At 68.4% G+C, this 16,927-nt stretch carries 18 protein-coding genes; 11 read left to right on the forward strand and 7 right to left on the reverse strand.

Translation table 11 applies throughout. The features are described from left to right. Positions 1 to 741 precede the first annotated feature (741 nt). From LZ009_RS08665 to nrdR, 3 genes are all read left to right on the forward strand, one after another. Entirely contained in the window at positions 742 to 1,575 is an 834-nt protein-coding gene (locus LZ009_RS08665; RefSeq protein ID WP_275697503.1) for a lytic transglycosylase domain-containing protein, read from the forward strand. Positions 1,576 to 1,772: 197 nt separating this feature from the next. Then, positions 1,773 to 3,017: a serine hydroxymethyltransferase gene (gene glyA / locus LZ009_RS08670; protein ID WP_275697504.1), complete on the forward strand. Its 1,245-nt coding sequence runs from the start codon at positions 1,773 to 1,775 to the stop codon at positions 3,015 to 3,017. Beyond that, positions 3,017 to 3,466: a transcriptional regulator NrdR gene (gene nrdR / locus LZ009_RS08675; protein ID WP_275697505.1), complete on the forward strand. Its 450-nt coding sequence runs from the start codon at positions 3,017 to 3,019 to the stop codon at positions 3,464 to 3,466. Before glyA ends, nrdR begins: the two co-directional genes overlap by 1 nt. A gap of 18 nt (positions 3,467 to 3,484) precedes the next feature. Here nrdR and LZ009_RS08680 read toward each other — a convergent pair whose 3' ends face one another. The 7 genes from LZ009_RS08680 to LZ009_RS08710 all read right to left on the reverse strand — a co-directional run bounded on the left by LZ009_RS08680 (position 3,485) and on the right by LZ009_RS08710 (position 10,631). Continuing rightward, on the reverse strand, positions 3,485 to 4,027 hold the full coding sequence (locus LZ009_RS08680) for a GspH/FimT family pseudopilin (RefSeq protein WP_275697506.1): 543 nt from the start codon (positions 4,025 to 4,027) through the stop codon (positions 3,485 to 3,487). 90 nt (positions 4,028 to 4,117) lie between these two features. Next, positions 4,118 to 4,672 carry a GspH/FimT family protein gene (locus LZ009_RS08685; protein WP_275697507.1) on the reverse strand — a complete coding sequence of 185 codons (555 nt, stop codon included), beginning with the start codon at positions 4,670 to 4,672 and terminating at the stop codon, positions 4,118 to 4,120. Continuing rightward, a complete protein-coding gene (locus LZ009_RS08690) occupies positions 4,672 to 7,956 on the reverse strand; it encodes a pilus assembly protein (protein ID WP_275697508.1) in 3,285 nt (1,094 codons plus the stop codon). Before LZ009_RS08690 ends, LZ009_RS08685 begins: the two co-directional genes overlap by 1 nt. A gap of 23 nt (positions 7,957 to 7,979) precedes the next feature. Further along, on the reverse strand, positions 7,980 to 8,483 hold the full coding sequence (locus LZ009_RS08695; protein WP_275697509.1) for a pilus assembly PilX family protein: 504 nt from the start codon (positions 8,481 to 8,483) through the stop codon (positions 7,980 to 7,982). Next, a complete protein-coding gene (locus LZ009_RS08700) occupies positions 8,480 to 9,694 on the reverse strand; it encodes a PilW family protein (protein WP_275697510.1) in 1,215 nt (404 codons plus the stop codon). Before LZ009_RS08700 ends, LZ009_RS08695 begins: the two co-directional genes overlap by 4 nt. Beyond that, on the reverse strand, positions 9,691 to 10,236 hold the full coding sequence (pilV, locus tag LZ009_RS08705) for a type IV pilus modification protein PilV (RefSeq protein ID WP_275697511.1): 546 nt from the start codon (positions 10,234 to 10,236) through the stop codon (positions 9,691 to 9,693). The genes LZ009_RS08700 and pilV overlap by 4 nt, the downstream gene beginning before the upstream one ends. A 5-nt stretch (positions 10,237 to 10,241) precedes the next feature. After that, entirely contained in the window at positions 10,242 to 10,631 is a 390-nt protein-coding gene (locus LZ009_RS08710; RefSeq protein WP_275697512.1) for a type IV pilin protein, read from the reverse strand. A gap of 138 nt (positions 10,632 to 10,769) precedes the next feature. Here LZ009_RS08710 and ribD point away from each other — a divergent pair, with 138 nt between their 5' ends. The 8 genes from ribD to tolQ are packed head-to-tail and all read left to right on the forward strand — an operon-like array spanning position 10,770 to position 16,926. After that, a complete protein-coding gene (ribD, locus tag LZ009_RS08715; protein WP_275697513.1) occupies positions 10,770 to 11,903 on the forward strand; it encodes a bifunctional diaminohydroxyphosphoribosylaminopyrimidine deaminase/5-amino-6-(5-phosphoribosylamino)uracil reductase RibD in 1,134 nt (377 codons plus the stop codon). 4 nt (positions 11,904 to 11,907) lie between these two features. Continuing rightward, a complete protein-coding gene (locus LZ009_RS08720; RefSeq protein ID WP_275697514.1) occupies positions 11,908 to 12,537 on the forward strand; it encodes a riboflavin synthase in 630 nt (209 codons plus the stop codon). Continuing rightward, positions 12,534 to 13,667, forward strand: a complete 1,134-nt coding sequence (ribBA, locus tag LZ009_RS08725; RefSeq protein ID WP_275697515.1) for a bifunctional 3,4-dihydroxy-2-butanone-4-phosphate synthase/GTP cyclohydrolase II — start codon at positions 12,534 to 12,536, stop codon at positions 13,665 to 13,667. The genes LZ009_RS08720 and ribBA overlap by 4 nt, the downstream gene beginning before the upstream one ends. Positions 13,668 to 13,675: 8 nt before the next feature. Then, the gene (gene ribH, locus LZ009_RS08730; RefSeq protein ID WP_275697516.1) at positions 13,676 to 14,140 is read left to right on the forward strand and encodes a 6,7-dimethyl-8-ribityllumazine synthase; all 465 of its coding nucleotides are present in this window, start codon (positions 13,676 to 13,678) and stop codon (positions 14,138 to 14,140) included. Continuing rightward, positions 14,137 to 14,613, forward strand: coding sequence for a transcription antitermination factor NusB (gene nusB, locus LZ009_RS08735; RefSeq protein WP_275697517.1), 477 nt, complete (start codon positions 14,137 to 14,139; stop codon positions 14,611 to 14,613). The genes ribH and nusB overlap by 4 nt, the downstream gene beginning before the upstream one ends. Further along, positions 14,610 to 15,794 carry a pyridoxal phosphate-dependent aminotransferase gene (locus LZ009_RS08740; RefSeq protein ID WP_275697518.1) on the forward strand — a complete coding sequence of 395 codons (1,185 nt, stop codon included), beginning with the start codon at positions 14,610 to 14,612 and terminating at the stop codon, positions 15,792 to 15,794. Before nusB ends, LZ009_RS08740 begins: the two co-directional genes overlap by 4 nt. Continuing rightward, entirely contained in the window at positions 15,791 to 16,204 is a 414-nt protein-coding gene (ybgC, locus tag LZ009_RS08745) for a tol-pal system-associated acyl-CoA thioesterase (RefSeq protein ID WP_275697519.1), read from the forward strand. Before LZ009_RS08740 ends, ybgC begins: the two co-directional genes overlap by 4 nt. Continuing rightward, the gene (tolQ, locus tag LZ009_RS08750; RefSeq protein ID WP_430300219.1) at positions 16,204 to 16,926 is read left to right on the forward strand and encodes a protein TolQ; all 723 of its coding nucleotides are present in this window, start codon (positions 16,204 to 16,206) and stop codon (positions 16,924 to 16,926) included. Before ybgC ends, tolQ begins: the two co-directional genes overlap by 1 nt. The last annotated feature ends 1 nt before the right edge of the window (position 16,927 follow it).

The raw sequence follows: 16,927 nt of genomic DNA on the forward strand, positions 1-16,927 counted from the left end.
GATGTCCGCATTGCGCCGGAGGCAATGATTGCCTCCAAGAGGGGCCGGGGCTGCCACGGGTGTGGCCCTACCGGCTGATGCCTGATCGCTCAGGCCCTTCCAAATTAGGCGAGGCGGCCCGCGAATTCAAGGACTGCTTTTCAATGAGCCGCGAGTGCGCCATTGAACTGCTTGCCTTGACAGGGATGGCTCTGCAGCACCCCGTGCCGCAGGTTGGCGAGGTTTCAGCCAGCCGGTCATTGGGCCGACAGGCGGTCGTCCCAGCTGATCCGCAGCGAGAAGTTCCGTTCGTCCGGGGACGCACCCTCCTGGTGCATCACCAAAGCCGCGGCGGCAATCCGCCACGAACCCAGCGCCCGCCGCTCCGCTTTTGCTAGCACCCAGGTCGGCTGTAGTCGCCGGCTGACATGCCGCGGCGACGCCTTCCGACCCGCGCCCGGGCCCCAAAACCCCTAAATTGTCGAGTCGTTATGTAACTAACAATATAAAACGTGAGCAAAACATCCTTGACCCTGCATTAAAGGCCCTCCTAGAATCCGCCCGTCCCCAGCCCAGGAGTGCTGGGATGACCTGAACCCCGCTGCCGAACCCGGCTAAGTCGAACCGTGGCGGGCACCTCCAGAAGACCGGAGGCGCCCCCGGACCTCGATGGCGTACCAATCCAAACGAGGAGCTCGCAGGTAACGAGCTGCCCACCAGGCAGCCACCGCCTTGCGGCTCCGCGCGTAGAAAGGAAGTGCTATGACAGCGTTAGGAAAAGCGGCCAAGGGCTTGCAGACGTTCACCTCCGACGTCGCCCAGGGCTTTTTCGAAATCACGCACAACGGCTTCGCAGTCGTCGGCCTCGTGGCCGTCTTCTCGGTGCTGACCCTGCTTGCCCGCCCGGACCTGCGCCAGGCCGGCGAGTCGCAGCTCATGACCTGGCTCCATGCCCGGCAAGTCCAGGCGCTCGGCCTGGTGCCGGAACTCGATGCCATCGACCGCGCGACGGCGCTCAACCCCAAGGACCTGCCGAAGCAGCAGGCCGCCGTCGCCTACTGGCTGAGCAAGAAGTACCGGGTCGCCCCGGAGCCGCTCAGCGCCCTGGTGGCCGAGGCCTACGAGATCGGCAACCGCAGCAACCTGGATCCGACCCTGATCCTGGCGGTGATGGCCGTCGAGTCCGGCTTCAACCCCTTTGCCCAGAGCAACGTGGGCGCCCAGGGGCTGATGCAGGTCATGACCGGCATCCACAGCGACAAGTACGAGAACTTCGGAGGCAAGCTGGCCGCCTTCGACCCGGTGACCAACCTGCGGGTGGGCGTGAAGGTGCTGCAGGAGTGCATCCAGCGCGCCGGCTCGGTCCAGGCCGGCCTCAAGTTCTACGTGGGCGCCGCCAACCTCGAGGGCGACGGCGGCTATGCCGAGAAGGTGATGGCCGAGCACGCCCGCCTGCGGCTGGTGGCGACGGGCCGCCCCGTGCCGCTGACGGTGCCGCCGCCTCCGGCCACCTTGCGCACGCTGGCCCCGGCTGCGCCCATCCCGGCGGCCACGCCGGAAGAAACGCCGGCCAGCCCGCCGCCGGTCACGTCCTGAGCCCTGCGTTAAACTAGGCGGGTACGCGACTGGCGATAGGCGCCCCGGCCTTGGGGCGCTGACGTGGAACCCGCGCGGGGCCTCTCCCCCGCCCAAACCACTGGGAAGCGTGCCGCGGCCGGCTCGGCCGTGAACAGCCGTTCGCCTGGGCAGCCCCGTTGCAGGCAACGGGGACCTTCGCTCCAAGGAACTGCCGCATGTACCAACGCAACATCCTCATCGAACAAACCGATCCCGAGCTCTTCGCCGCGATCCAGTCGGAAAACCGCCGCCAGGAAGAGCACATCGAGCTGATCGCCAGCGAGAACTACGCCTCCCCGGCCGTCATGGCCGCCCAGGGCACCCAGCTGACCAACAAGTACGCCGAAGGCTATCCCGGCAAGCGCTACTACGGCGGCTGCGAATTCGTCGACATCGCCGAGCAACTGGCCATCGATCGCATCAAGCAGCTGTTCGGCGCCCCCGCCGCCAACGTGCAGCCCCACTCCGGCGCCCAGGCCAACGAAGCCGTCTTCCTGGCCTTCCTGAAGCCCGGCGACACCATCATGGGCATGAGCCTGGCCGAAGGCGGCCACCTCACCCACGGCATGCCCCTGAACATGTCCGGCAAGTGGTTCAACGTGGTGAGCTACGGCCTGAACAAGGACGAAGCCATCGACTACGACGCGATGGAGCGCAAGGCGCACGAGAGCAAGCCCAAGCTGATCATCGCCGGCGCTTCGGCGTATTCGCTGCGCATCGACTTCGAGCGCTTCGCCAAGGTGGCCAAGGACGTAGGCGCCATCTTCATGGTCGACATGGCCCACTACGCCGGCCTGATCGCCGCGGGCGTCTATCCCAACCCGGTCCCGCACGCCGACGTGGTGACCTCGACCACCCACAAGAGCCTGCGCGGCCCGCGCGGCGGCTTCATCCTGATGAAGCCCGAGCACGAGAAGGCGATCAACAGCGCCATCTTCCCCGGCCTGCAGGGCGGCCCGCTGATGCACGTGATCGCCGCCAAGGCGGTGGCCTTCAAGGAGGCGCTGCAGCCCGAGTTCAAGGCCTACCAGCAGCAGGTGGTGAAGAACGCCCAGGTCGTCGCCGAGACGCTGGTCGAGCGCGGCCTGCGCATCGTCAGCGGCCGCACCGAAAGCCACGTGATGCTGGTCGACTTGCGCGCCAAGGGCATCACCGGCAAGGAAGCCGAGGCCGTGCTGGGCGACGCCCACATGACCATCAACAAGAACGCGATCCCCAACGACCCAGAAAAGCCGATGGTCACCAGCGGCGTGCGCATCGGCACCCCCGCCATGACCACCCGCGGCTTCAAGGAAGAGGAAGCGCGCATGACGGCCAACCTGGTCGCCGACGTGCTGGAGAAGCCGCGCGACGCCGCCAACATCGCCGCGGTCCGCGAGAAGGTCAACGCCCTGACCCGCCGCTTCCCGGTCTACAAATAATGAAGTGCCCCTTCTGCGGCAATGCGGACACCCAGGTGGTGGAGACGCGGATGGCCGAGGACGGGGACTTCATCCGCCGCCGGCGCCAGTGCGCGCACTGCGAGAAGCGCTTCACCACCTACGAGCGGCCTGACGTCACCTTCCCCGCGGTGGTGAAGAAGGACGGCCGGCGCATCGACTACGAGCGCGCCAAGCTGCTTGCCTCGCTGAACCTGGCGCTGCGCAAGCGGCCCGTCAGCACCGAGCAGATCGACGGCGCGGTGGAACGCATCGAGGAGAAGCTGCTGAACCTGGGCGTGCGCGAGATCCCGAGCTCCCGCATCGGCGAGCTCGTGATGCGCGAACTCAAGAAGCTGGACAAGGTCGCCTATGTCCGCTTTGCGAGCGTCTACCGCAGCTTCGAGGACGTCGACGAGTTCAAGACCGTCGTCGACGAGATCCGCAAGTAGCGCCGGCTCCCGGCGACTTCAGTCGCAGTTCGGCAGCACCACCTTCTGGATCCGAGGCCGGCCGATCGCATTGATCACGATCTGGCGCGCCTCCGCGGCCTCCAGGGATGCCCGGCACACCGTGAGGGTCCCGGCCTGGAAGGCACCCGTGGAGGTGCGCGTCGCGCCGTTGCCGGCGAACGAGACGTAGGCCGCCACGCTGAAATTGCCCACCAGCCGCAGCCCCGCCGGCAGCGCCGCGAAGCGGTCGATGCGCGGCTCGCCGGCCTGGCGCAGGCCGTCGTTGTTGACGTCGTGGAAGACGATCCAGCCCTGCTCCCAGCCGCCCGTGGCGCTGCAGGCCTCACCGTCCGCCGACTTGCAGATGGCGACCGGCGCATTGCGCTTGATCGCCTCGCTGCGGGCCAGGTGCAGCTGGGCGAGGAAGGTGTTGGCCGTCGCGCTCAGGCGCATGCCGTCGGCGGTGGCCGCCAAGGGCGGGGCCGCGATCCCGAGCAGCACGGCCACGGTGCAGACCGTGACCAGCAGTTCGACGAGGGTGAAGCCACGTGCGCGGTCCATGCAGCGCACGATAGGCCGCAGCGGCGTGCGCCACAGTGAGGCGCTGGCTGCAAAGCCTGTGACAAATGGGCCCCGTGCCGGGGCCGGCGTTCAGGCGCAGGTGCCGGTGCGCGTGATCGCGGAGCTCACGCGGCCGGTGGCGCTGAGCGAGAGGACCCGTTCCTGCGAGCCCGGGCTGGGCAGCTTGCGGCACAGCGTCAGGGTGCCGGAGGTGGCGCTCAGGCCGGTGCTCTGGAACACCACGGTGTAGGCGTCGCCGGTGAAGGAGAAGTCCGAGCCCAGCGCCTGCTGGTAGTGCACGCGCGTCTCGTCGCTGCCCACCGCGCCGTTGCCGTCCTTGTCGTTGAAGATGATCCAGCCCTGCTGCCAGCCGCCGGAGCTCGCGCAGTTGGTGCCGTCGGCGGAGCGGCACATGGTCATGGCCGCATTGCGCTTGATCGCCTCGCTGCGCGCCAGCTGCGCGCTGGCCAGGAAGCTGTTGGAGAAGCCGCTCAGCTTGTTGCCGAGGATCGCGTTGTTGAAGGACGGGACGGCGACCGCCAGCAGCAGGCCGAGCACCGTCAGGGTGGTCAGCAGCTCGATCAGCGTGAAGCCGGCCGCACGGCGCCGGCCGCCGCGCCGCGACAAGGTCCCGTCGCCTCGCATCACCGCTCCTTGTACCAGTAGAGCCGGCCGGTCGGCTGGGTGATCGTGCTCAGGGTCAGCGGGGGCGCGCCTTCCAGCGGCGAGTCCTTGCTGCAGCCGATGCAGAACGGCACGGTCGAGCCGTCGTCCAGCGTCACCCGGCCGGCCACCGGCGAAGGCGGCAGGCCGTCGCCGGCCACGTCTTCGTAGCGCTGGTCGGTCTTGTTGGCCGTGGCGGCGTCGAGGTAGCTGATGTTGTACACACGCGTCGTGCCCAGGTTGCTGCTGCACGAGTTGACCGCGGGCAAGGCCGGCTGGTGCGTGCTGAAGGTCACCACGCCGAAGATCGTGATGGCCGAAGTCACCACCTGCTCGGTGGAGTCCAGGCGCAGGTACCAGCCCTTCGGCTTGGTCGCCAGTTCGGCCGCCGTCGGCGTGGCGCTCGTGATGGGGTACAGCGAGTTCAGGCAGATCACGCCGGTCACGCAATTGGTGGCTTCGCCGGTCAGCCAGGTGGCGGTGCCGGGCTGGTCCTTGATCATGAAGAAGTAGTTCTGCACCGAGGTGGAGGCCGAGTAGGCGCGCAGCGGCTTCTCGCGGTCCCCGCTGCCCAGCAGCAGGAAGTAGGTCTCGCTGCCGCTGCCGATCGTGTCGGGCGTCGCCACGCTGGGGGCGAACATGAACTTGCGGTTGGCCACGAGGTCGGTGCACGCCGCCGGCGTGGAGCAGCCGAGCGAAGCGATCTTGGTGATCGTCCAGCCGGCCGAGTTGTCGGCAGCGGCAGTGTTGCCGAACTTCAGGCGATACACGTTGCCGCCCATGTCGGCGGTGTAGCCGTAGATCACGTTGTTGGTCGAGTCGCGCACCAGCGTCACGTCGGCGATCACCGCGCGGTCGGTCGGAAAAGCCTTCACCAGCGCGCCGGTCTGCGCGTTGATCACGAAGATGCGGTTGCCCTTGGTGGTCGCGAACGTGCAGTTGTGGTTCTTGCCGCCGCTGGTGTTGGCGTCGTAGTCCTCGCACTCGTCGTAGCCACCGCCCGTGATCATCAGCGGCGTCGTGCCCGAGCCGTAGCCGGCGGTGGTCATGGCTTTCAGCGACGACCAGGTCTGGCCCATCTGCTCGTAGCCGGTGCTGCAGTCGGTGTCGTTCGCCGCGTTCGGGCAGCCGCGCTTCCACAGCAGGCTCGGGTTGCCGGGGGTCGTGACGTCCATGGCATACACCGCACGGCCACCGCGGCGCAGGGTCGCGTAGATGAAGGTCTTGGCCGACCCGGAAATCGTGCCCTGGAAGGCGGTGATCGGGCCGTCCACGCCGTAGTCCTTGGCGGCGGTGCCCGTGGCGCCGGTGCCGGGATAGCTGATCGGCTGGGTATTGGCCTTCAGGCGCTTGACCTTGCCGTAGAACTCCGGGGGAATGAAGGACCACAGCTCCTGGCCGGCCGCGTAGGTGGTGGCGTTGGAAGTGATCGTAGCGGTGCGGTTGCCGTTCACGGCCCGCAGGGCGCCGTCGTTGCCGCCGTAGTACACGACGATGCTCGGGGCAACGTCGGTGCCGTGGTTCACCGGCACCGGGCGCGAGTGCACCACGTCGCCGTGGACCGAGGGCCGGAAGACGGCAGTCCCCTTGTCCAGTTCGTCCGTGGTGTTGGTGCCGCGCGTCCAGTTGATCAGGTCGTCGCGATCGGTGCCGCCGCTGTTCAACAGCGCCTGCGTGATCGCGGTGTTGGCCGTGTCGAAGTTCGTCAGGGTGGTGCAGCTGGCGAACACCGGCGAGCAGGTCTTCACCACGCGGTTGGCCGGCGTGAGCAGCGTCGACGTGGAAGTGGTTCCGGTGCGCAGCACGTACGCCTGCGCGCCCTTCTCCACGATGTTGCCGTCCGGGCCGTTCGAATAGTTGGAGTTCGCCACCGTCAGGCAGCCGCCGGTGGGCTGGTCGATCCAGTAGGTGTCGACCACGCTGTTCGTCCAGTAACTGCGCGCGCACTCCGTGATGAAGCCCGTCAGGCTGTTGATGGCGGACTTGGAATCCGCATCCTGCAGGCGCAGCACGCTGTTGACCAGGCCCAGCTTGTACTGCTTCAGGTTGCCGTTCCAGCGCGGCAGGAAGTCCTTGTCCGGGCGGAACATGCCGACGAACACCTGGTTCAGGTAGGAGCCCTGCGTGTTCACCGACACCGGCAAGCTCACCGCGGCGAACACGCTGTTGACCGACTGCACTTCACTGATGATGGTCTTGAAGGCCGCCACCAGTTCGTCGAAGTTGGTGGTGCCGAAATACTTGCCGCCGCCGACCTCGGCCGTGCCCATCTTGTCGAGCTGGGCGACGTAGGTCGTATCGCAGCCGCTGCCGGTGACGCCGACAGAGTAGCTCGTGATGCCGTTCTCCTTCATGTACTTGGCCCAGTTCAGCGCGTAGGCGCCCTTGCCTTCGCTGGTGTCCAGGGTGCCCACCTTGCTGGTGGCGCCGCACATGAAGCTGCGGGTGTCCGCGATGGAGGCCTTCTGCCTGTCCGTCGCCGCCGGGTTGGCGTTCACGGCGCCGCCGTAGGTGCCCTCCAGCGCGCTCTTGGGGCTGGACGCGGCGTTGGTGGTGTCCTTGGGGCTGGCCTGGGTGTCGTAGGCGTTGCCGAGGAAGACGACGTAATTGCTGGCGCAGCCGGAGGTCGGCGCGATGCCGGCGTAGTCCCGCCCTGAAATGCCGGTCTTGCCCTTCAGGTAGGCCCAGGCCTCCTGCATGGTGGCGCCGTCGCCGCGGTTGGCCGGCGCCTTGATCTGGTAGTCGTCGTTGCCGTTGGTCTTCCAGTTCTTGATCCAGCTCAGGATCGCCGGGCCGTTCGTGCTGTTCAAGGTGGTCAGCGGCAGCACCAGGCAGCCGCCCCGGCCGTTGACGCAGGGCTTGGTGAAGGCGCCGGTGACGGCATTGAGCGCGCTCTGGCCGCTGTTGAACATCATCACGCCGATGTTGACCGTCGCCGTGCTGGCCATCACCGACTTGACCACGCTGTACAGGGCGCACTGCTCGACGCCGCCGTTGGTGCCGTCAAGGTTCGTCGCGTTGGCGTTGGTGACCGTGGCGGCGGTGGTGAAGACGTTGCCGCTGGCGTCGATGCCGCAGCGGAAGACGGAGTTGGAGGCCGAGAAGGAGGCCCCGGTGTCCATGACGATCAGCAGGTTCGGCAGGTCGCCGGGCGGCGGCGGATTGGCGAACAGGTCGGTGTCCGCGGCGCGGGCGCCGCCCGCGAACAGCATCACCGTCGCTCCCAACAGGGCGGCCCAGAGGGCGCGCAGGTTCTTGGACTTCATGGCTTGCTCCTGTACTACCAGCCTCACGCGGGGCAGGCTGTTTCCTTCTGGGTCTGCGAGAGATAGGTGCGCACGCCCTGGTGGACGATCACCGAGGCGCCGGTGAGCGAGTCGGTCACGCTGGCCTGGATGTCCCAGTCGACGTTCCAGAACGAGCCGCTGGTCATGGCGGCGCCGAGTTCCACGTCGCTGGGGTAGGCCGACGTCGCCTGGCCCGCGCGGATGCAGGTCGGCTTCGCCGTCGTCACCTCGTAGTCGTTGGTGCCGTCCTTGTTGATGTCCACGGACCAGGTCTGGGTGCCCAGGGCGTTGTAGAAGGGCGAGCTGATGACCCGCTCGATCGCCTGGTTGGCCGCGGCCATCGTTTCCTCGCGCGACTGCATGTTGCCCACGGCCTTCAGGTTCGACGAGCTGAGCGTGAAGGCATTGACCACCAGCAGGGTGATCAGCGCCAGCATGATCAGCGCGACGATCAGCGTGGCGCCTCGTTCGCGGCGGACCGCCCGGGTTGTGCGCACGGCGTTCATGGCGTCTCCCGGCGGCCGGCCACGTTGACCAGGCGGAAGGTCTGGGTGAACAGGTGGCGGCGGTAGCCGTCGTTGAAGGGGCCGAGCAAGGGCGCGCAGGCGGCCGAGGCATCGGCGTTGGCCGCCGAAGTGCAGTTGGTGTCGGCGCTGCCCATCTTGTAGGTCTTCACGTCGGTGTAGCCGGGCGAGGTGGATTCCGCGCGCACCAGCACATAGACCTTCACGGCCACGGCGTTCATCATCTGCGCGGCGGTGCAAGGCGTGACCTGCGTGCAGCGCAGGAAGTTGCCTTCGGGGATGCCGTCGCCGCGGTTGCGCGGGGACGTCTTGACGGCGGCGTTGCTCCAGTTGACGGCCGCCGTCGGCACCACGTCCTCGTTGGTGTCGCTCTTGGCATCGATGCCGAACTCGACGCGGAACCCTTCGACGTACTCCACCAGCGGCTGCGCGGCCAGGTGCGTGGGCGCGGCACCCGAGGCGGCCAGCTGCGAGCGCATCAGCGTCGGCGTGCCGTTGACGTCCTTGACGTAATAGAGGGTGGACGCCACTCGGCGGATCTCCGCCAGCGCGGTGCAGTTGCGCTTGTGCAGCGTGAAGTCCGCCGTCGCCGTGCTCATCACGTAGCCGGTGGTGTCGGTCGAGCACTGGGTCGTCTGGAAATAGACGTCCGGGTTGGCCGATCCCAGCGTGTTGGCGCACTCCGCGGTGCCGGAGCCGGCGACGCAGGGCTCGGCGTGGCGAACGACCAGAACGTCGTTGCTGGCCTTGGGGCTCGTCAGCACGCCGCTGCAGTAAGGCGGGGTGGAGGCGGCCGTTACGTTGCCGCCCTGTGCCGCGATGCCGATCAGGTTGGCCTTGTACTCCGAGTTCCAGTTGGCCACCGAGTAGGCGAGGCAGGGGTTCGGCAGGGCCGTCGGCACCTGGCCGCCAGCCGCGGAGGCCAGGGCCGGCGCACCGACGTAGGTCAACTCGTCGTAGTTCGGCACGAAGCCGGCCCAGTAACCCGTGTGCTGGATGTCCGTCTCCAGCAGCTGCATCGCGAAGCGGCCGTTCTCGATCATGCGTTGCGAGAAGCCGAGCTCGTTGTTGCCGCGGTTGACGTTGATCAGCATCGTCACCAGCGCCAGCACGATCAGCAGGCCCAGCGCGAGCGAGATCATCAGCTCCACGAGCGTGAAGCCGGCCTCGCGGATGCGGGTGCGCAAGGTCATAGCGTGGCGATCCGCACGATCGTCGTGACGAAGCGGCGGCACATGTCGTTGACGCAGTTGCCGCCGTCGTAGAGGTTGGCGCCGCAGGTGACCGACGACGGCGGCGCGGAGATGCCGGTCATGCCCTGCCAGGCCACGGTGATGAAGTAGTCGTCGTCCTTCACTTCCACGCAGCCGCGGCCGCCCACCATGGCGCCCTGCTTGGTGGCGCCGGCGTTGCTGGTCTCGCTGGCGCCCTGCAGGTTCTGGCACCACTCCTTGAGGTCCCGCTGGGCCTGGGTGGTGGTGGCGGTGGGGCAGGTCATGCCGCTCCCGTAGGTCGTTCCGGTCACGTAGGAACCAGCGGCGTTGCGGTTGGTGGCGAGGCGGCTGGCCATGTCGTTCAGCAGCAGCAGCGCCTGGCTGCGCTGGTAGGACTCGACTTCCGAGACCTGCAGGCGCATCTGCAGGCCGGCCATGCCGAGCAGGCCGAAGGCGATGATCACCAGGGTGACCAGGATCTCGACCATCGAGGCGCCCGCCTGGAGCTTGCGGATCTTCATGGTGCTCACCACTTGTCGGCGGGGCTCTTCACCCCGTCGCTGGTATAGGTCAGGTTGCCGTCCTGCGCCTGGCTGCTGAGGCCGGTGAAGGTGACGGTGAAGGCCGGCACGGTGCTCGAGCCGACCGTGATGTCGTAGCTGTACTTGCCGACCAGGGGCGTCGGCAGGGCATAGCCGCCGGACTCGATCTGGGCCTTGGTCGCATAGGACCGGTTCGCCAGCAGGTACTGCTGCTCGCGGTTGGCGATGTCCAGCATCTGGGCCTGGGCCGCGCGCCGGTTCGACTTCTGCACGTGCTTCGTGTACGACGGATACGCGACGGCGGCGAGCACGGCGACGATGGCGCACGTGATCATCAGTTCGATGAGCGTGAATCCGCGCTGGCTGTGTTTCAAGGGGCTGCTCCCGGTCCTGTTCCACTCTGGATGCGGCGACGTTAGCCGAGGACGCAGGGCAGCCGGACGCCGGACCGACAACCGGTCGCATTCACCTTCCGAAAGGCTCGCCTCCCGAGCATGCCCGAGAATCCGGGCATGCAAGCGTCCGATGCCTACCTCCGCCGTGCGATGGAACTGGCCCGCGCCAGCCTCGGCAGCACCGAGCCCAACCCGCGGGTCGGCTGCGTCCTGGTGGCCGCCGACGGCAGCCGCGTGCTGGGCGAAGGCCGCACCCAGCCGGCGGGCCAGGCGCACGCCGAGGTCATGGCTCTGCGGGACGCGGCCGCCCGCGGCGAAGACGTCCGGGGCGCCACCGCGTACGTGACCCTGGAGCCCTGCTCCCACCATGGCCGCACCGGTCCTTGCTGCGACGCGCTGGTGGCCGCCGGCATAGCCAAGGTCGTGGCCTCCCTGGCCGACCCCAACCCGCTGGTGGCGGGCCGCGGCTTCGCGCGGCTGCGCGCCGCCGGCGTCGCGGTCGAAGTCGGACCCGGCGCCGAGGAGTCGCGCGCCCTCAACGTCGGCTTCTTCAGCCGCATGACGCGCGGAATGCCCTGGGTGCGGCTGAAGGTGGCTGCCTCGCTCGATGGCCTCACGGCGCTGGCGGACGGCACCAGCCAGTGGATCACCTCGGAGGCGGCGCGTGCCGACGGCCACGCCTGGCGCGCCCGGGCCGGCATGGTGCTGACCGGCATCGGCACCGTGCTGGAGGACAACCCGCGGCTGGACGTGCGGCTCGCGCCCGCGCCGCGCCAGCCGGGGGTGGTGGTCGTGGACAGCCGGCTGCAGACCCCGCCCGACGCGGCGCTGTTCCAGCCCGGACGCCCCGTCCTGGTCTACGGCGCCGAGGACAAGCCCGAGGCCGCCGCCGCCCTGCGCGCGCGGGGCGCCGAAGTCGTGCTCCTGCCCGGGCCGGGCGGCAAGGTGGACCTGGCCGCTTTGCTGGCCGACCTGGGGCGGCGCGAGGTGAACGAGCTGCACGTGGAGGCCGGCTTCAAGCTGAACGGCTCCCTGGTGCGCGAGGGGCTGGTGGACGAATTCCTGGTCTACCTGGCGCCGAAGATGCTGGGTCTTGGCCAGGGCATGGCCCATTTCGGGCCGCTGGCGGGGCTGGACCAGGCGCTGGCGCTCGAATTCACCAGCGTGGAGCGGGTGGGACCGGACCTGCGGGTGCTGGCGGGCGTCAAGGGGCGCGCGCTTCCGGCCGCGGATGCGAACCTGCGAGAATAGCGGGATGTTCACCGGCATCATCACCGGCGTCGGGCGCATCGCCGCCGTCGACGACCTCGGCTCTTCCGACCAGCACGGCAAGCGGCTCACCATCGAAACCCCGGCCGGCTACCTGGAAGACGTGGGCCTCGGGGACAGCATCGCGCTCAATGGCGCCTGCATGACGGTGACCTCGCTGGACGCCAGCGCGCACCGCTTCACCATCGACATCTCCGCCGAATCGCTGGCCCGCACCGCCGGCCTCACGGACCGCGGCGCGGTCAACCTCGAGAAGGCCCTGCGGCCGCAGGACCGCCTGGGCGGCCACCTCGTTTCCGGCCACGTCGACGGCGTCGGCCAGGTGCTGAAGATGGCGCCGGTCGGCGAAAGCTGGGAGCTGCGCATCCTGGCGCCGCAGGCGCTGGGCAAGTACCTCGCCTACAAGGGCTCGATCACCGTCAACGGCGTCAGCCTCACCGTCAACAGCATCGCCGATGGCGCCGAAGGCACCGAGCTGAGCATCAACCTGATTCCCCACACCGTGGACAACACCGCGCTGCATGCCGTGAAGGCCGGCGACCGGGTCAACCTCGAGATCGACCTGATCGCGCGCTATGTCGAGCGCATGCTGGGCGCCGGGAAGGTCGCCGCATGACCGCGCGCCAGCCGCTCACGCCGGTGCCCGTGTCGCCGGTCGAAGACATCGTGGCCGAGATCAAGGCCGGCCGCATGGTCATCCTGGTCGACGAGGAAGACCGCGAGAACGAAGGCGACCTGGTCCTGGCCGCCGACCACGTCACGCCGGAAGCGATCAACTTCATGGCCCGCTTCGGCCGGGGCCTGATCTGCCTCACCCTCTCGCGCGAACGCTGCGAGCGGCTGCAGCTGCCGCCCATGGTGGCGCGCAACGGGACCAAGATGGGAACGGCCTTCACGGTCTCCATCGAAGCGGCCGAAGGCGTCACCACCGGCATCTCCGCCGCCGACCGCGCCCGCACCGTGCAGGCCGCGGTGGCCAAGGGCGCGACGGCGCGCGACCTCGTGCAGCCGGGTCACATCTTCCCGCTGCAGGCTGTCGACGGCGGCGTGCTGATGCGCGCCGGCCATACCGAAGCCGGCTGCGACCTCGCCCTGATGGCCGGCCTCACTCCCGCCTCGGTGATCTGCGAGATCATGAAGGACGACGGCACCATGGCCCGCCTGCCGGACCTGCAGCTGTTCGCCGCCGAACACGGCCTGAAGATCGGCACCATCGCGGACCTGATCGGCTACCGCAGCCAGAACGAAAGCCTGGTGGAAAAGCTGGGCGCGCGCCCGCTGGTCACGGCCTACGGCGAATTCATGGCCCACGCCTGGCGCGACAAGCCGAGCCAGGGGCTGCACCTCGCACTGGTCAAGGGCCGCTGGGACCCGGCCGACGTGGTGCCGGTGCGCGTGCACGAACCGCTGTCGGTGCTGGACGCGCTGGAGCTCAATCGCTCCATGCACTCCTGGAACCTGGACGCCAGCCTGAAGCACATCGCGGCGGAAGGCCGCGGCGTCGCCGTGCTGCTCAATTGCGGCGAGAGCGCCGAGCAGCTGCTGGCGCAATTCGAAGGCACCGCGCGCGCGGCGCAGGCGCCGGAGCGCGGCCGCATGGACCTGCGCACCTACGGCGTGGGCGCGCAGATCCTGCGCGAATGCGGCGTGCAGCGCATGAACCTGATGGGCGCGCCGCGGCGCATGCCCAGCATGGCCGGTTACGGCCTGGAAGTGGCCGGCTACACGCCGCGCCCCACGAACTGAGGACAAGAATGTTTGGTGCAGACAAGGGCATCCCGAACCGCCTGGACGGCAAGCCGCTGGTGATCGGGATCGTGCAGGCGCGCTTCAACCAGGCCGTGACCAACGCCCTGGCCAAGGCCTGCTGGGACGAGCTGCTGGCGCGCGGCGTCCAGGAGAAGAACATCCACCACTACCAGGTGCCGGGCGCGCTGGAAGTGCCGGTCGCCCTGCAGGCGCTGGCCGAGAAGGACGACTACGACGCGCTGATCGCGCTGGGCTGCATCATCCGCGGCGAGACCTACCACTTCGAGCTGGTGGCCAACGAATCGGCCGCCGGCATCACCCGCCTGGCGCTGGACTACCAGCTGCCGATCGCCAACGCCATCCTCACCACCGAAAACATGGAACAGGCCATCGCCCGCCAGGTCGAAAAGGGCCGCGACGCCGCGCTGGTCGCGATCGAGATGGCCAACCTGCTGGAAGACGTGGGATGACGACAGCTCCCCGCAAGACTTCGGCCAAGCCGGCGCGCAGCCGGGCCCGTGAATTCGCCGTGCAGGCGCTGTACCAGCACATCGTGGGGCAGCAGGACCCTGCGTCCATCGACCAGTTCACGCGCGGCCTCTCCGGCTTCCACAAGGCCGACTCGGTGCACTACGACGCCCTGCTCCACGGCTGCATCCGCGATGCCGCCGAACTCGACCAGCTGATCCTGCCCCTGCTCGATCGCAAGCTGGAAGAGATCTCGCCGATCGAGCACGCGATCATGTGGATCGGCGCCTACGAGTTCCAGCACGTGGCCGACGTGCCCTGGCGCGTGGTGATCAACGAGTGCGTCGAACTCGCCAAGGAGTTCGGCGGCACCGACGGCCACAAGTACGTCAACGCCGTCCTGAACGGGCTGGCGCCGTCGCTGCGCGGCGCCGAGGTGGAGGCCGACCGCGCTTCGGGGAAGGCGAAGTCGTGAAGATTTCGCGGCGCGCCGAACGCATCACGCCCTTCTACGTGATGGAAGTGGCGAAGGCCGCGGCGCAGCTGGCGCGCGAAGTGGCGCGCAGCGACCAGCCCATGATCTTCCTGAACATCGGCGAGCCGGACTTCACCGCGCCGCCGCTGGTGCAGGAGGCCGCCGAACGCGCCATCCGCGGCGGCCGCACGCAGTACACCGACGCGACCGGCCTGCCCGCCCTGCGCGAACGCATCAGCGGCTGGTACACCGAACGTTTCCGCGTGGCCGTGCCGGCCAGCCGCATCGTCATCACCGCCGGCGCCTCCGCGGCCCTGCAGCTGGCCTGCCTGGCGCTGATCGATGCCGGCGACGAGATCCTGATGCCGGACCCGAGCTACCCGTGCAACCGGCAGTTCGTGAGCGCGGCCGAAGGCGTGCCGATGCTGGTTCCCACCACCGCGGAAGAACGCTTCCAGCTCACCGCGGCCAAGGTCGAAGAGCACTGGGGCCCGCGCACCCGCGGCGTGTTGCTGGCCTCGCCTTCCAATCCCACGGGCACCTCGATCCACCCCGACGAACTGCGCCGCATCCACGCCTTCGTGCAGGCCCGCGGCGGCATCACGCTGCTGGACGAGATCTACCTGGGCCTGTCCTTCGACGACACCTTCGGCCACACCGGCCTGGCCGTCGACGAGAACGTGGTCAGCATCAACAGCTTCTCCAAGTACTTCAACATGACCGGCTGGCGCCTGGGCTGGATGGTGGTGCCCGAGGTGCTGGTGCCGGTGATCGAACGCCTCGCGCAGAACCTCTTCATCTGCCCCAGCACGGTGGCGCAGCACGCGGCCCTGGCCTGCTTCGAGCGCGAGAGCCTCGCCGAATACGAACGCCGCCACGCCGAATTCAAGGCGCGGCGCGACTTCTTCATTCCCGCGCTGCAGGGGATGGGGCTGGAAGTGCCGGTAGTCCCCGACGGCGCCTTCTATGCCTGGGCCGACTGCGCCGGCGCGGCGCGCAAGCTGGGCGTGGAAGGCAGCTGGGACTTCGCCTTCGAGGTCATGAAGCGCGCCCACGTGGCCGTGACGCCGGGCCGCGATTTCGGCACGGCCGACACGGGCCGCTTCATCCGCTTCTCCACCGCCAACTCGATGGCGCAGCTGCAGGAAGCGGCGGCGCGCCTGAAGGCCGTCCTCGGATGACAGGGCCGGCGCGCGTCTTTACCTGGCCGATACGCGTCTACTGGGAAGACACCGATGCCGGGGGCATCGTCTTCTATGCAAACTACCTGAAGTTCTTCGAGCGCGCCCGCACCGAGTGGCTGCGCTCGCTGGGCATCGGCCAGGGCGCGCTGCGCGAAGAGGTCGGCGGCATGTTCATCGTGAGCGAAACTTCGGCGCGCTACCTCGCGCCGGCACGGCTGGACGATGAACTATCTGTTACTGCCGCGCTCGAAGCGGGAGGCCGGGCCTCTTTGATAATCGCCCAGCAGGCGCGGCGTGGCGACACGCTGCTTTGCGAGGGAACGATCCGCATCGGCTGGGTCGACGCCGCGACGCTGCGGCCCGCCCGCATTCCCCAATCCATCCTGGACGTGCTCAAGAACCCCTGATGAATCAAGACCTGTCGATCCTCCAGCTCGTGTTGGGCGCCAGCTTCGTGGTGCAGCTCGTGATGGCGCTGCTGCTGGTGGTGTCGGTCACCAGCTGGGCGGCGATCTTCCGCAAGCTGTTCGCCCTGAAGCGCGTGAAGTCGCTCAACGACGACTTCGAGCGCGAGTTCTGGTCCGGCACCAGCCTCAACGACCTGCTGGCCTCGGCGGCACAGAACGCCAAGCTGGCCGGTCCCATGGAGCGCATCTTCGCCTCCGGCATGCGCGAATACCAGAAGCTGCGCGAGCGCCGCATCGCCGACCCGGGCACGCTGCTCGATGCCGCGCGCCGCGCCATGCGCGCGAGCTACCAGCGCGAGCTGGACACGGTGGAATCCAACCTGTCGTTCCTGGCTTCGGTCGGCTCGGTCTCGCCTTACGTGGGCCTCTTCGGCACGGTGTGGGGCATCATGCACGCCTTCAGCGGCCTGGGCGCGCTGCAGCAGGTGACGCTGGCCACGGTGGCGCCCGGCATCGCCGAAGCGCTGGTCGCCACGGCGCTCGGCCTGTTCGCGGCCATTCCCGCCGTGGTCGCCTACAACCGCTTCGCGCGCGACATCGACCGCGTGGCCATCAAGCTGGAGACCTTCATCGAGGAGTTCTCCAACATCCTGCAGCGCAACCTGGGCTCGGGTTCGGCTTCCGGAAACTCCGGCTTCACGAACACCGCGTCCGGCCACTGAC

Origin of the sequence: Ramlibacter paludis (genome assembly GCF_022012305.1) — a bacterium.
GTDB classification, from domain to species: Bacteria; Pseudomonadota; Gammaproteobacteria; order Burkholderiales; family Burkholderiaceae_C; genus Ramlibacter; species Ramlibacter paludis.

Coding starts and splice junctions, on each gene's coding strand:
- ribBA (WP_275697515.1), top strand. CDS start 12,534: ATGACCGCGCGCCAGCCGCTCACGCCGGTGCCCGTGTCGCCGGTCGAA.
- ribH (WP_275697516.1), top strand. CDS start 13,676: ATGTTTGGTGCAGACAAGGGCATCCCGAACCGCCTGGACGGCAAGCCG.
- LZ009_RS08685 (WP_275697507.1), bottom strand. CDS start 4,672: ATGCGAGGCGACGGGACCTTGTCGCGGCGCGGCGGCCGGCGCCGTGCG.
- LZ009_RS08690 (WP_275697508.1), bottom strand. CDS start 7,956: ATGAAGTCCAAGAACCTGCGCGCCCTCTGGGCCGCCCTGTTGGGAGCG.
- LZ009_RS08720 (WP_275697514.1), top strand. CDS start 11,908: ATGTTCACCGGCATCATCACCGGCGTCGGGCGCATCGCCGCCGTCGAC.
- LZ009_RS08695 (WP_275697509.1), bottom strand. CDS start 8,483: ATGAACGCCGTGCGCACAACCCGGGCGGTCCGCCGCGAACGAGGCGCC.
- nrdR (WP_275697505.1), top strand. CDS start 3,017: ATGAAGTGCCCCTTCTGCGGCAATGCGGACACCCAGGTGGTGGAGACG.
- ribD (WP_275697513.1), top strand. CDS start 10,770: ATGCAAGCGTCCGATGCCTACCTCCGCCGTGCGATGGAACTGGCCCGC.
- LZ009_RS08680 (WP_275697506.1), bottom strand. CDS start 4,027: ATGGACCGCGCACGTGGCTTCACCCTCGTCGAACTGCTGGTCACGGTC.
- glyA (WP_275697504.1), top strand. CDS start 1,773: ATGTACCAACGCAACATCCTCATCGAACAAACCGATCCCGAGCTCTTC.
- pilV (WP_275697511.1), bottom strand. CDS start 10,236: ATGAAGATCCGCAAGCTCCAGGCGGGCGCCTCGATGGTCGAGATCCTG.
- ybgC (WP_275697519.1), top strand. CDS start 15,791: ATGACAGGGCCGGCGCGCGTCTTTACCTGGCCGATACGCGTCTACTGG.
- nusB (WP_275697517.1), top strand. CDS start 14,137: ATGACGACAGCTCCCCGCAAGACTTCGGCCAAGCCGGCGCGCAGCCGG.
- tolQ (WP_430300219.1), top strand. CDS start 16,204: ATGAATCAAGACCTGTCGATCCTCCAGCTCGTGTTGGGCGCCAGCTTC.
- LZ009_RS08665 (WP_275697503.1), top strand. CDS start 742: ATGACAGCGTTAGGAAAAGCGGCCAAGGGCTTGCAGACGTTCACCTCC.
- LZ009_RS08700 (WP_275697510.1), bottom strand. CDS start 9,694: ATGACCTTGCGCACCCGCATCCGCGAGGCCGGCTTCACGCTCGTGGAG.